Origin of the sequence: [Flexibacter] sp. ATCC 35208 (genome assembly GCF_001975825.1) — a bacterium.
Lineage (GTDB): Bacteria > Bacteroidota > Bacteroidia > Chitinophagales > Chitinophagaceae > Chitinophaga.
Genome location: NZ_MTKN01000017.1, coordinates 49204 through 63228, shown reverse-complemented (window position 1 = coordinate 63228; position 14025 = coordinate 49204). Strand labels below are relative to the sequence as shown.

Below are 14025 nucleotides of genomic sequence, written 5' to 3'. Positions count from 1 at the left end.
TCTAAAATGTCTTTGTCCAGATTTCTTACAGCTAACAATTAATTGTGAGCGTGTGCTACGGCATGACCTGCATGTCCGTGGTCGTCATCATGATGACTATGAGCGATGTGCTCAAATTCCTCTGCGGAAAGTGGCTCCAGTTTCTCCATGTTGTCTCTCTTGAAGCTCTCACCGGAAGTTTTCAGTACGAACTTGATTTCCGCTACTGCAATTACCGGGAAGTATTTAGCAAACAGGAAGAAGCAGGTGAAGAACAGACCGAAGGTACCCATGTAGAAACCAACTTCTGGCCAGGATGGACGATAGTAGCTCCAGCTGGATGGCAGATAGTCACGATACAGGGAAGTACAGATGATTACGAAACGCTCGAACCACATACCGATGTTCACAATGATTGACATCACGAATGTTACTACAATGTTTCTTCTCATTTTACGGAACCAGAACACCTGCGGCGTAATTACGTTACAGGTCATCATGATCCAGTAAGACCAACCCAGCGGACCAGCTGCGCGATATTTATAGAATGTTGCAAACTCGTAAGGTACAGCTGCATACCATGCCATGAAGAGCTCAGTCAGGTAAGCACAACCTACTACAGAACCGGTCAGTACGATCACTTTGTTCATGGCTTCCATGTGGCCCATGGTGATGTAGTCTTCCAGTCCTAATACTTTACGTACTATGATCAGCAGTGTATTTACCATCGCAAATCCGGAGAAGATCGCACCCGCTACGAAGTAGGGAGGGAAGATGGTAGTATGCCAACCAGGTATTACTGAAGTTGCAAAGTCAAATGATACGATAGTGTGTACTGAAAGTACCAGTGGGGTAGACAGACCTGCCAGTACCAGAGACAGGGCCTCGTGACGCTGCCAGTGTTTTGCAGAACCGGTCCAACCGAAAGATGCTACACCATACAGCAGTTTACGCAGTTTGGTCTTTGCTCTGTCACGCACAGTTGCAAAGTCAGGCAGCAAACCTGAATACCAGAACAGCAGAGATACTGTGAAGTAAGTAGAGATCGCAAATACGTCCCAGAGGAGTGGAGAGTTAAAGTTCACCCACAGTGGACCACGGGTATTTGGATAAGGCAATACGAAGAAGGCCATCCATACACGACCCATGTGGAAGATTGGGAACTGACCGGCACACATTACCGCGAAGATCGTCATCGCTTCTGCCGCACGGTTTACCCCTGTACGCCATCCCTGACGGAACAGCAGGAGGATCGCAGAGATCAGCGTACCCGCGTGACCAATACCTACCCACCATACGAAGTTGGTGATATCCCAACCCCATCCAATTGTTTTATTCAGGTTCCACACACCTGTTCCATAATAAACTTCCCAGGTCACGGAGAAAACACCCCATAACAACAACGCTACGGAAATGAAAAAGCCTACATACCACAGTTTACCAGGTTTCCCTTCAATAGGGCTGATGATATCTTCTGTTACCTGGTGGTAATTCTTCTCCCCATCAACTAATGGTTCTCTTAGTGTGGATTCGTACTTTAAATGCATAATTCTTTAAGCTTTAACCCCTAACCTTTACTTGCGCTTCAGAATAAGGAGCTTTTATTGTTCTAAACTTAAAACTTTATCTCTCTGTTAATCTTTCGTTCTCGTTAGCAAAAAGCCAGCTTACGCTGACTATGCTTCATGATGAGCAGCTTCTTCCTTCTTACCTTCTGCCTTAGGCTCAGCATCTTTGTTTCTGATCTTAGCCAGGTAGTTGATGGAAGGCAGCACGTGCAGTTGTTCCAGTACATAGTACATTCTGCTCTTCTGCTCTTCGTTACGCACTTTATAGATACGGCTTTCCTTATCGTTCACGTTACCGAATACGATTGCATCTGCGGAACAAGCCAGTTGACAGGCAGTTCTTGCTTCACCATCCTTCATTGGACGACCAGCTTTCTTTGCAGTCAGTTTAGCATCCTGTAATTTCTGTACGCAGAAAGAACATTTTTCCATTACACCACGGCTACGAACTACTACATCAGGGTTCAGTACCATACGTGTCAGATCATCGTTCATACCACCTACATCGTACAGGTTGTTCTCGAAGCTATCTGCACCATTCCAGTCTCTCCAGTTGAAGCGACGTACTTTGAACGGACAGTTGTTAGCGCAATAACGAGTACCGATACAACGGTTGTAAGCCATCTGGTTAATACCTTCAGAGCTATGGTTGGTAGCTGCAACCGGACAAACGTTTTCACAAGGAGCGTTGTCACAGTGTTGACACAGCATAGGCTGGAACACTACTTCCGGATTGTTCTCATCACCGCTGAAGTAACGGTCGATGCGGATCCAGTGCATTTCATGCGCCTTGATCACCTGCTCTTTACCAACTACGGATACGTTATTTTCAGCCTGGCAGGCAATGGTACAAGCACCACAACCGAAACAGGTGTTCAGGTCAATTGACATACCCCATTTGATACCCTGATACTGGTGAACATCCGGGTAGAGGGTACCATTCTTAACAAAGTTGCTGGTGCTATCCTTTGGATTAGAAGCATCGTAACCAAACTGGTCCAGTTCTCTTCTATCTTCGTTCACTTCTTCTGGGTTCTTGATGAACTCTTCCAGGGTAGTTTCCTTAACGATAGGACGACCTTCGTAGCTATTGTGGGTCTGGGTTACACCAATCTCATAAGTCTGACTGGTTTTTTCAACAACCACTTCAGGAGCGTAAAAATCGCGGGTTGTACCGTTGAAGCTTACAAAGTTGTAAACGTTCTTACCTACACCAGCAGCAGCTTTACCTGCGTTAGCGTTACGGCCATAACCAACTGCGATCGCGATCACTTCAGGATGGATACCTGGCAGGATCAGCAATGGTAAAAGCACCTCTTTACCATTGGCTTTTATTTTCAGAACGGTCTTATCATTGTTGATTTCGTAATCATCACCCAGCTCACTACCGAAAGTTTTAGCCAGTTTGTTGGAGATTACAGCGTAGTTATCCCATGTAGAACGGGTGATAGGGTCAGGCATTTCCTGCAACCAGGGGTTGTTGGCTTCCTTACCGTTACCAATTGCGACTTTTTCATACAGTACCAGTTCCAGGCCATCTTTGCTGCTTTTCTTAACGCTACCGATTTTAGCAGCTGCATCAGCTACATTGCCAGCGAAAGAAGCACCACCTAATGCAGGAGCAGTAGCTGGTTCGATCACACCATCCTGCAGCGCTTTGTCCCATGCTTCCTGGCTACCCAGTTTAGCAATCCACTCATTCTTCAGGAAATCTTCCCAGGCAGTCGTGTTGCCACTCCATGCCAGGAGGGTAGATTCAAATGCACGTGTTTTGAACAGCGGCGCAATGGTTGGTTGTATGAAGGAGAAATATCCGGTGCGGCCTTCAGCATCACCCCAGCTTTCAAGGAAGTGGTGAGCCGGAGCAGCGAACTTAACGTTCTCGGAAGTTTCGTCTTTGTGAGAGTTGAAAGAAACAGTCAGCTTCGTTTTCTTCAGACCTTCTGTGAAAGCGGCTGCGTTGTAGTAATCATAGCTAGGGTTCACACCGTAGATGAACAGACCGCCCACAGTACCTGCGTTCAGATCTTTCACCAGTGTTTCCATTTCGCTATCGATACCCTGACGGTAACCTACAGTAGCATTCCAGTCGATAGTCGTACCGTTAGCGCCGATCTGGCTGTTGATCGCATTTACGATAACCTGTACGTTTACATCGTTGGAACCTGCTACTACGATGGATTTACCATTGTTTGCCTGCAGGGCTTTCGCAGCTTTCTGAATACCTTCTGCCAGACGTTTGTCAGTGATGGCAGGAGCGCTAACGTTACCACCCAATGCATTCAGCAGGGCCAGCGCAACGTCACCAGTTTGAGAAGGCTTGTGTGTATATCTTTCGTCAGCATTTGCACCGGTTACACTCATCATGCTCTCGAAGTGGAAATGTTTGCTCATTTCCGGCTTCTTCTCATCGATTTTACGAGTAGAACCGTATTGCTTAGCATATTCAACAGGGTTTAACCAGGTACCCAGGAAGTCAGCATTCAGGCTCACGATCACTTTGGCATTTTCAAAGTGGTAAGCAGGAAGTGCGCGCTTGCCATAAGAAGCTTCGTTAGCCAGCAACATACCGGAGTATGAAACTGCATCGTAAGTTACATGGCGGAAGCCTGGATATTTAACCTGGAAACCAGCGATTACTTTTTTAGTAGAAGGACTGATGATAGTAGAAGTCAGCAGTACAACCGGTGCACCTGCCAGACCGGCGAGGGCAGCGCCTACCTGTTTGTCCAGTTCGGACCAGGTAGCCTCAGCGCCTGCGATAGTTGGGAAACGCAGACGGGCCGCATCGTACAGGCTCAGAACAGAACCCTGTACTCTTGCAGTAGAGGAAGTACCAGTGATAGAAGACAATTCGTTACCATCCACTTTAATTGGACGACCTTCACGGGTTTTCACCACTAAAGGAACGAACTCCCCATCAACAGCGTATGTAGAAGCGTAGTAGTTAGGTACACCTGGAGTGATTTCCTCTGGCTTATTTACATAAGGTATTGCTTTCTTCACAGGTATCTCACAACTGGCAGCGATAGTAGCAGCTGCAGTAGTGAACCCCAGGTACTTCAGGAAGTCCCTGCGTGGGGTAGTAGCATTCAACAGGCTTTCACTCTCCTCAAAAGGCAGATCCTCTCTAAATTCGTTATTCACAATCTCCTGATGTTCCTTGGTATTGTGCAACTCCTCCAAGCCTTTCCAATACTTTTTTTGCTCCATGTTATTTATACTAACGAGTTACGGATTATAATTAGCATTATGAAGAACGATGTATGAAGCTGGTATGATAACGATCTGTTTTACGCTACTACTTTGCTTCCTCCACCAGATTTATCTTCACTTATTATATTAATAGTGACATTTCTGACATTCAGTACCACCAACCATTTCAACAGTCACGCTGTCGATCTTGCCATCTTTCACATCCTGGTGGAACTTCTCGAAAATGCTATAGTATTTGTTGTCAGCAAACTGCACCTTGGTAGTACGGTGACAGTTGATACACCAACCCATTGACAGATCCGCGAACTGATGAACTTCATCTTCTTCCGTGATCGGACCATGACAAGTCTGACACTGTTGCTTACCAGCTACTACGTGTTGAGAGTGGTTGAAGTAAACGTGGTCAGGCAGGTTGTGGATCTTAGTCCATGGAATAGGTTTGCCTGGTTTAGTGTACGCTTTCGCTGTAGCATCCCAACCTACGTAGTCGTACAGTTTGGCGATTTCTGCTGTACCATTGATCTTCTTGCCTTCGGCATTGAAGAGATCACCACCACTGTATTCGCTGATCACTTTGTGACAGTTCATACAAATGTTTTCAGAAGGGATCATTGCATGCTTACTCTTCTCAGCACCAGCGTGGCAGTACAGACAGTTGATCTGGTTCATACCCGGGTGAACTTTGTGAGAGAAGAAGATTGGCTGCTCAGGCATGTAATCTTTTTGACGACCCAGACCGATTGCACCATTGATAGTGAAATAACCACCAACCATGAACAGGAGCAGGATCACCAGCGCGATGTATGCTTTGTTTTTGTAGAATGGAACAGGTTCTGCAACGGCTACGCCTTCTTTGTCAGCAGCAAGTTTGTTCAGGTTGCTGTTGATCTGGAGGAGAATTAATGCAACTACTGCGAGGATCAGGGTAATAATACCAAAAAGGAGGCTGTTGTTAGCGCTTCCTTCTTCAGGGTTAGTACCTGGATTGCCAGTTGGATTGGTAATTTTATCAGTAGTACCACCTTTAGCTTCTTCCTGCGCAATGAACGCCAGGATATCATCGATATCGGCGTCAGAGAAAGAAGGGAAAGCTGGCATCGCAATATTGTACTCTTTGTACAGAGCATTTGCATATTGGTCTCCAGAAGCCAGTACAGATGCTGAATTATGGATCCACTGGTGTAATAACTTCTTATCACTCCAACGGCCTTCAACACCCGCCAGGGCAGGACCAGTTAGTTTCTTTTGGACATTGTGGCAAGATGCGCAGTTATCCTTAAACAATGCTTTCCCTTTGGAAGGATCGGCCGCCTTTACAGAGAAGGAAGCAATCAGACCAACGCATAGGACAAGAACACTCACAAAATGCTTACGCATACGGATGGAAACACGACGATACACAGCCTATTTAGTTTAGATTTGACCTTAAGTTTCTTTAAAAAGTGCCAGCAAAAATAAGACACAATATTGACAATTTATCAACAATTATAAAAAAATCTTACTTGCTTCACTAATTCCTTTTCCCTATATATGACGCGGCAAAGCGCGTATTGATCAGATACTTTTACATAAGAAAAAACATGATAAATGTCATAAACTACACATTGGGTTCTTAGCTTCCTTGCAAACCTATATATTATCATGTATTGTAATATGGCATAGGGAGGGGATAAATTCCAGAGCTGTGTCTTGCCTTAATTAACCTCTTTTCCCTGTGAATGGTTCAAATATACTCCGAAAATTTTGGGATCAAAACAGGCCCTGCCAGACATCTGCCGATATTTATCTAATTTTGCAACTTCTTCCTTTAAAAAGCAAACAAACTTCAACTTGAAAAATATAGCCATCTTCGCTTCCGGTGCAGGTAGTAACGCGCAAAAGATCATCGACCACTTCAGAGGCTCCGACAAAGCCGCCGTTACACTCATCCTGTGCAATAAACCAGGAGCCGGTGTTTTTACAATTGCAGAGAATGAACACATTCCTTCTATATTAATAGATAAAGAAAGATTTTTCAAAAGTGATGACTATATTCAGACATTAAAGGAAGCAAACATAGACCTGATCGTACTGGCTGGTTTCCTCTGGAAAGTACCTGGCAACCTGGTACAGGCATTTCCAGAGCGTATTATTAATATACATCCGGCATTGCTACCGAAATATGGGGGCAAAGGCATGTATGGTCACTTTGTGCACGACGCCGTGATCTCCGCAAAGGAACCTGAAAGTGGCATTACTATCCATTTTGTCAATGAAAAATATGATGATGGAGCTACTATCTTACAGGAACGTTGTACCATCACCCCGGACGATACCCCGGAGACCCTCGCAAAGAAGGTACAGGTGCTGGAACACAAGTTTTATCCACTAATTGTGGAACGATTATTGACTTTATAATCAGTCATACTTTCAGCTAAGAAGCTGGTAACTAAACTTTATGAAACGACCACTGCTTGTTACATGCCTGTTACTCCTGGGGATGCTTTCAGCTATTGCCCAGGATAGCAAATCCCCTTTTCGCAGGTCTACCTATATCAAGGTAAACCCTACTACGCTTATTAATGAACTGGATGTATCGATCGAGCAGGAACTGAGCGAAAAGCTGAGCCTCGAAATCGGTGTATCAGCTATCTATACCGATTACCCGGATTATCTCCTGTCTAAAAAAATCGACGTCGGACAGAAAAAACCGGATATCACTACCGAGCAGTTTGTAGATGGGAGAGGACTGGGATTCAGGGCTGGCCTGAAGTGGTACCTGTTTTCTGCAAGAGATGGTTTATACAGGGCAATGGGTACTTACTTCGAACCCGTCTTCTTATATAAGAAGGTATTCTACCCCAACCAGGATGTAGCCGTCAATGACAATAATTATCAACGCTCTGCCAGCAAAAATGTATATGGCTTCCAGATCCTGCTGGGCCGGCAGATCACAAAAGATAAAATCGTTTTTGATCCATACATAGGACTGGGTATCCGTACCAAAGTCTATCGCTACCAGAATTTTTCAGATAATAATGGAGCTACCGAGACGAATGATGGCAGACTGGTGAGTGTACTGCCAAGCATTCAGCTGGGTATTAAAATTGGACTGAAACTTTAATACTGCAATTCCTACCTATATTATATATACCTGATCGCCCATTCGGCGAGGCAGCGAAATACTCGAAATATTTTAACCGGTTCATATTGGCCTGGTAAACCGTATTCAATACATTATCTACCTGGAAAAACAGGTCAAACTTTTTTGCAATGGTGCCGCCTGCCCCCATATTTAATAATACATACCCATCCGTCGCCGTCTCTGTATTGTCTACGCCGTAAAAGTGGTTTTGTCTTGCGTAGCCGTCTACTTCTATTTTACCATACATGTTCGGGAACACCGCTTTCCATTCTGAACGCGCATGCAACGGGGGAATAAAAGGAAGATACTTTGCCTGATCACCATGCTCCCTGATGGATGCTGCGTTTTGGTTTAAACCAACTGTATAGGCGAGGCTATTGTTAATTTTCAACCAGTTAATAGCACGGGGGTGAAGGTTAAGGCTGAATTCTCCACCATAGAGCCTTGCTCTTGATTGCTGGTATTGGTAGGTCGCATTGCCAGGTACGATCACCACATCATTGAGACGGGCCTGATAGATGTAATTGGTAATATTATTATTAAACAACTCCACACTGATATCCAGGTCGCCCAGGTAGGCGAGAAAGCCGATATCTTCCTGTAAATTGAATTCCGGGTTGAAACTGCGATTGCCTAAATACACAATGTGTGCACCCGGGTCGAGGCCATTTGAGCCGATCTCGGTAATGTTGGGAGCACGGTAGCCCCTGGCGATATTCGCTTTTAGCAATAACCGCTCGCTGAGATTATAGGTAGCGCCCACGCTGCCGGAGATACCATTATAACTATGCACGAATGCGGTAAACTGGCGGAAATCATCCCAGTGAATATGGCGATGGTCATATCTTATACCTCCGGATACATCCACAGGTCCGAAAGATTTTCTAAGGAAATAAAAGCCCCCGATGTCAAAGAGGTTGTAGTCAGGGATAGGGAAGTCGGTGGCATTCTGGCTACGGTTAGTCTGGTACATACCATTGACCCCGGCTGTCATTTCTATACCTTGTATAGTTGGGAGATTATAGCGAAAGTCGTAGTTCAGGGTATTTAATATCAGGTCAAGACCGGGTTGTTTGGGGGTGAGGGGGTGGTTGTATTCCTGCCGAACGCTTTGTTGCAAGGCGATATTAGAAAAGAAATTGCCGATTTTGGTACGATTGTATAGTCTGTAATGACGAATGTGCTGATGCAAATCGTTGATGGTGTAGGTTTTTAGTAAATGATCCGGAACGATCGGACGGTTTTTGATATCATCGTCAACCCCTTCGGTCACCTGCATGGTGAATTTGCGGGTGAGGGAGTCGCGGCTACCGTCAGGGATTTCCTGTAGATTATTATATAGGGTAGTGGCGAGCAGCGAATAGCCCCATTTTTTATCTACCCTGGCCATAGCTGTGCCATTCAATTCGCGGAAGGCCGTGCCGTATACATAGCCATCGGCGGCGTTGCGGTAATTATGCGCCAACTTACCGCTGAGACGAAAAACATAGTGCCAGTCGTTTTTATGATAGGAGAGGCCGAGGGAAGAACCGATCATACCATTGTTCGTCTGGTATTCTGAAATGAAGTTGCCTTTGAGTCTACCGTCTTCCCCGGTTGGGAGGTCGGGGATCATGTTTATCACGCCCGCGATGGCATCGGAGCCGTAAGTAAGACTTGCCGGGCCTTTTACGACTTCAACTCTACCTATACCATATTGATCTACTTCGATACCATGCTCATCCCCCCATTGCTGACCTTCCTGGCGAACCCCATCGTACAAGGTCAATACCCTGTTATAGCCGAGTCCCCTGATAAACGGTTTGGAAATATTGGGACCGGTGGTCACTGCGGATACCCCGGGAATGGATTTCGTAATTGCATCGATGAGATTGGTATTTAAATGAGTGGTCATCTCTTTTTTGGTAATGACGGAGATCGGGACGGGGTTCTTCCTGACGGTGGTGGCACGGGTCACACCGGTTACAATCACCTCATTGAGGTGAGTGGTCTGGAGCGAATCCGTTTGGGCAAAAGAAGCCATGCTACAGAGTATGAGCACTGCAGTTAGAAATCTAAACATGTATATTTAATTTTCACGAATGTATTTTTTTAATTTTTCATTACAAGAATTAATTTTTAGGCTTGCCTAAATTATAGGGTAATAAAGAAAACACCTACCTTTGCATTATATAAATAACAGATCGGCGATTATGTCTAAGAAGAACGTCTTTTTAATCACCTTTTTCGTGCTATTGGCCATAGCCTTCATGGGATACTCCGGCTACGTGATCAGAGGAGAACAGGGTGATTTCTTCGGCAGAGAAAAACTGCCAGTGCTGGGAACAAACGGCCATATTGTAGGGGGCTTTTCATTTACCAATCAGGAGGGCCGTACCATCACAGCCAAAGATGTGGAAGGCAAAATATACGTAGCAGAATACTTTTTCACCACCTGTACCGGCATCTGCCCAAAGATGAACAAGAACATGGAGAAAGTATATGCTAAATATAAAAACGAACCTAAGTTCAGAATCCTCTCCCACACCGTAGATCCTGAGAATGATAGTGTCCCTGTATTAAAGAAATATGCTGAAGAACACGGCGCCGACCCATCCAACTGGTGGTTCCTGACCGGTTCTAAAAAAGAATTATACAAACTTGCGAGACAAGGTTATCTTGTAGATGACGGTACCTATGCCGGAGACGAGGACTTTGTGCATACTCAATGGTTCGCTCTCGTAGATGGCGATGGTCGCATAAGGGGATTATACGAAGGCACTAAAGCCAATGATGTAGACAAGATGATCGTCGATATCGACAGGCTGCTAAAGGAATAATTATGGACATCACGCACAAAACACATATCACAGAACTGCTGAGATCGAGCAAACTCAGCATCACAGATACGCGGTTAAAGATCCTGGAGCTGTTCATGGAGAGTAATGGCGCACTGGAACATAGTAGTTTTGAAAAACTGGCCGGTCAGTCTTTTGACCGTGTGACCGTGTATCGCACTTTGCAAACTTTTCTTGATAAGGGATTGATCCATACCATTCCCACTACCGATACCAGTATCAGGTATGCCCTGTGCAAATCTGATTGTTCAGAACATGATCATCACGATCACCATATTCATTTCAGATGTGAGAATTGTGGGACTACGATTTGCCTGGATGAAACGGAGATACCTGTGATACAGCTACCGAAAGGATATGCTGCGCATAATGTAGATGTGGTGGTAAGTGGGGTATGTAAGGAATGTAAATAGCCGGCCGCAGGCCAGCTCTAAATAAAAAAAACGCTAATGCTTCAGGCATTAGCGTTTTTTTATTTGATCTAAATCTTTTCGATCTCGGACTGTACAAAATCTGCCAGTTCCTTCACATAAGCAGGAGAGAAGTCGAACTTTATCCCAGCTGCTTTATACAACTCCGGCAATGTCCGGGTACTACCCAGGCTCAACGCCTTCACATAGTTATCAAGTGCCTGTTGTTTGTTTTCTTTGTATTGTTTCCACATCGCAATCGCACCCAGCTGCGCAATACCATACTCAATATAATAGAATGGCACTTCAAACAGGTGTAACTGACGCTGCCAGCTAGCTGCCCTGGATTCTTCCAGTCCGGTGAAATCTACAGTATGGGTTGAGAACTCTTCCAGTATAGACACCCAGGCAGCTGTTCGCTCTTCCACAGTGTGCTGCGGATGCTCATACACCCAGTGCTGGAACTTATCGATGGTGGCAATCCATGGGAAAATCACAATTGCCCTTTCCAGCTGTTGCAGTTTTGCACGGCGCAGTTCATCGGGATTACTGAAGAAGATATTCCAGTGGTCCATCGTAAACAGTTCCATACTCATGCTGGCTACCTCGGCAATTTCCATTGGATATTCCTTGAAGAAGCTCATTTTCAGGTTATGGCTCAGGAAGGAATGTACCGCATGGCCACCTTCGTGTACCATGGTTGTCAGGTCCTTCATTTGTCCGGCTGCATTCATAAAGATGAAAGGCACACCGGTTTCAGCCAGCGGACAGTTATATCCGCCTGGTGCTTTTCCTTTGCGACTTTCCAGGTCCAGACGGCCCATTTTCTGCATCACACGCAAACAGTTGCCAAAGAAAGGGCCCAGTTCATCGAAGGTTTCAATGGCTTTATTGATCAGTTCTTCGCCGGTGTGGAAAGGTTCCAGTGGTTTCACACCTGCTGGTTCAGCCTCACTATCCCATGGTTTCAGCACATCAAGACCCAGTTTCTGGCGTTGTTTTTCCTGGAAGTTCTTTACCAGTGGCAGGATGTGCTCCTTTACAGCTGCGTGGAACTGGAAACAATCTTCCTTGGTATAATCGAATCTGCCCAGGTCTTCGAACTTATAATCCCGATAGTTTGCAAAACCGGCATTCTTCGCTACCTGGTCGCGCTTTTGTACCAGGGTGGTATACAGCTGATCCAGCTGATCCTTGTCCTGGAGGCGACGGGCAGAAGTTTTACGGTATACCTCTTCCCTGAGGGTGCGGTCGCTGCTTTCCAGAAAGCGGGCTGCCTGCTGCAGGGTATACTCCTGGTCATTTACATTGATAGTCATTTTGCCTACAATCGGACCATATTGCTGAGATTGTACGCTCAGTTCTGCCAGCAGGGGTACGTTTTCCTCCCGGAACAGTTTTACCTGTTTCTTTACGGAGCGCAGGTAGGTGGCATAGAGTTCCTGATCCAGTTGGTCCAGGTATTCGCTTGCCAGCAGTTTTTTGTTCAGGGCATCCGTATAAGGTTGTAACTGAGGTTGTATTTCCATGCAGAAGTAGGCGAAAGCCTCTTCCAGGGATTTATCTGTAGTGTCGCAGGTCATGCGGATCTGACGCCAGGCGACGTCTTCGCTGATCACTGCATCCAGTTCGCTGATGTCTTTCAGCCATTTTTCCAGCGTTGCCACACTATCTACCGGTCTTTCTAACAATTCGTCATAATATGGCTTCAATGCTTCCCACGTAGTCACCTTAAAGTCTTCAGACAGGAGTGTACGTGGCTGTTTATCAATATTTGCGTCTAATGTCTTCATAATACTAAAATAAGAAATTAATGTCAGAGCTATAGTGTGTCTTTACCATAGCTTCGCTGCTGAGAGGTCACTAGAAGGGCACTATAAGGTCACTTCAATATCCCCGGGATAATGAGGTGACCTATTGGTGATCCGTTGATGACCTGTTGGTGTCGAAGCTATAGTATAGCTTAGTCGAAGAAGCATCGAAGAAGCGTCGAACAAGCGTCGAACAAGACGTGGACTTATAACAATAAAAATGCCTGACGGAAAACGCGATTGCGCTTTCCGCCAGGCAATATTTTATTCCTGAAAGGAAAATACTATTCCTCGGTCTTCTTCTTCTTAGGAGCAGCCTTCTTTTTAGGTGCTTCTTCGCCTTCAGCAGCAGGAGTTTCTTCCTTCTTAGCCTTAGTTGCTTTTTTAGGTTTAGCAGCTGGTGCTTCTTCACCTTCAGCAGCAGGCTCATCGTCCTTAGCTGCAGCTTTTTTAGGCTTAGCTGCCTTTTTAGCAGGTTTTGCTGCTTCTTCTTCAACTGCTACAGTTTCGGCAGCTACTTCTTCAGCAACTGCTTCCTCTGCCTGCTCGTCGAATCTCAGCAGGTCATTGCTTTTGAGGATGGTATACCATTTTACCATCTTCTTCATATCACTCACATACACCCTTTCTTCATCGAATTCAGGGAATACGCTTTTGAAGTAAGCTTTGATCGCATTATTGTCAGCCTTAGCATCCACCAGGGCAGTTTTACCATCTTGCTCCTGCATAGCCTTGAATACTTCCGCCAGGTTTACGTTTTCGCCTGTGGTAAATACTTCAATGCTTTCCAGGGGGGTAAAATTATGGATGCGCGAACTCACAAAACGCGTACTCTTGTCTTCCAGAGATCTTACAATGGCACCATCCTGTTTGCTGGCGATCAACTGAAATAAACCGCCCAAACCGGTTACTGCAACTATTTCTCTATACTGCATGTTCAAATTTTTAAGAAGCGCAAATATAAAAAATCGTTTCTATCCGACAAATTGATCCTCCGTATACTTTCATTTTCTTCCTAATGATCAACTTTCCTGACTATTAATATATTAAAAAATTATTTGTCATTAGCAACTATAAATG

General features: G+C 45.2%; 10 protein-coding genes. 4 read left to right on the top strand and 6 right to left on the bottom strand.

Features of this window, described 5'->3' with window-relative positions:
* Positions 1-38: 38 nt before the first annotated feature.
* The 3 genes from nrfD to BW716_RS12730 form a co-directional block, all read right to left on the bottom strand.
* On the bottom strand, positions 39-1526 hold the full coding sequence (nrfD, locus tag BW716_RS12740; RefSeq protein WP_083722942.1) for an NrfD/PsrC family molybdoenzyme membrane anchor subunit: 1488 nt from the start codon (positions 1524-1526) through the stop codon (positions 39-41).
* 129 nt (positions 1527-1655) lie between these two features.
* Complete coding sequence (locus BW716_RS12735) at positions 1656-4760, bottom strand: TAT-variant-translocated molybdopterin oxidoreductase (protein ID WP_083722941.1); 3105 nt, start codon at positions 4758-4760, stop codon at positions 1656-1658.
* A 129-nt stretch (positions 4761-4889) separates the two neighbouring features.
* Positions 4890-6164: a c-type cytochrome gene (locus BW716_RS12730; protein ID WP_235643644.1), complete on the bottom strand. Its 1275-nt coding sequence runs from the start codon at positions 6162-6164 to the stop codon at positions 4890-4892.
* A 429-nt stretch (positions 6165-6593) separates the two neighbouring features.
* Between BW716_RS12730 and purN the strand changes: the two genes are divergently transcribed.
* Together purN and BW716_RS12720 are read left to right on the top strand one after the other, a co-directional pair.
* Complete coding sequence (purN, locus tag BW716_RS12725) at positions 6594-7160, top strand: phosphoribosylglycinamide formyltransferase (protein ID WP_083723010.1); 567 nt, start codon at positions 6594-6596, stop codon at positions 7158-7160.
* A 40-nt stretch (positions 7161-7200) separates the two neighbouring features.
* Positions 7201-7866, top strand: a complete 666-nt coding sequence (locus tag BW716_RS12720) for a hypothetical protein (protein ID WP_143708840.1) — start codon at positions 7201-7203, stop codon at positions 7864-7866.
* Here the strand turns inward: BW716_RS12720 and BW716_RS12715 are convergent.
* Positions 7844-9949 (bottom strand): TonB-dependent receptor, encoded by a 2106-nt coding sequence (locus tag BW716_RS12715; protein ID WP_083722939.1) that lies wholly within the window; start codon positions 9947-9949, stop codon positions 7844-7846. The two genes, BW716_RS12720 and BW716_RS12715, sit on opposite strands and share 23 nt — an antisense overlap.
* Before the next feature lie 130 nt (positions 9950-10079).
* Here BW716_RS12715 and BW716_RS12710 point away from each other — a divergent pair, with 130 nt between their 5' ends.
* Positions 10080-10706, top strand: a complete 627-nt coding sequence (locus tag BW716_RS12710) for an SCO family protein (RefSeq protein WP_083722938.1) — start codon at positions 10080-10082, stop codon at positions 10704-10706.
* 2 nt (positions 10707-10708) lie between these two features.
* The gene (locus tag BW716_RS12705; protein WP_083722937.1) at positions 10709-11137 is read left to right on the top strand and encodes a Fur family transcriptional regulator; all 429 of its coding nucleotides are present in this window, start codon (positions 10709-10711) and stop codon (positions 11135-11137) included.
* A gap of 68 nt (positions 11138-11205) precedes the next feature.
* Here BW716_RS12705 and BW716_RS12700 read toward each other — a convergent pair whose 3' ends face one another.
* Positions 11206-12927, bottom strand: coding sequence for a M3 family oligoendopeptidase (locus BW716_RS12700; protein ID WP_083722936.1), 1722 nt, complete (start codon positions 12925-12927; stop codon positions 11206-11208).
* Between the two features lie 302 nt (positions 12928-13229).
* Complete coding sequence (locus BW716_RS12695; protein ID WP_083722935.1) at positions 13230-13880, bottom strand: DUF5606 domain-containing protein; 651 nt, start codon at positions 13878-13880, stop codon at positions 13230-13232.
* Positions 13881-14025 lie beyond the last annotated feature (145 nt).

What these genes read in the sequence shown, in the direction of transcription:
- nrfD (WP_083722942.1), bottom strand. Translation starts at nt 1,526, where the DNA reads ATGCATTTAAAGTACGAATCCACACTAAGAGAACCATTAGTTGATGGG.
- BW716_RS12735 (WP_083722941.1), bottom strand. Translation starts at nt 4,760, where the DNA reads ATGGAGCAAAAAAAGTATTGGAAAGGCTTGGAGGAGTTGCACAATACC.
- BW716_RS12720 (WP_143708840.1), top strand. Translation starts at nt 7,201, where the DNA reads ATGAAACGACCACTGCTTGTTACATGCCTGTTACTCCTGGGGATGCTT.
- BW716_RS12715 (WP_083722939.1), bottom strand. Translation starts at nt 9,949, where the DNA reads ATGTTTAGATTTCTAACTGCAGTGCTCATACTCTGTAGCATGGCTTCT.
- BW716_RS12710 (WP_083722938.1), top strand. Translation starts at nt 10,080, where the DNA reads ATGTCTAAGAAGAACGTCTTTTTAATCACCTTTTTCGTGCTATTGGCC.
- BW716_RS12705 (WP_083722937.1), top strand. Translation starts at nt 10,709, where the DNA reads ATGGACATCACGCACAAAACACATATCACAGAACTGCTGAGATCGAGC.
- BW716_RS12700 (WP_083722936.1), bottom strand. Translation starts at nt 12,927, where the DNA reads ATGAAGACATTAGACGCAAATATTGATAAACAGCCACGTACACTCCTG.
- BW716_RS12695 (WP_083722935.1), bottom strand. Translation starts at nt 13,880, where the DNA reads ATGCAGTATAGAGAAATAGTTGCAGTAACCGGTTTGGGCGGTTTATTT.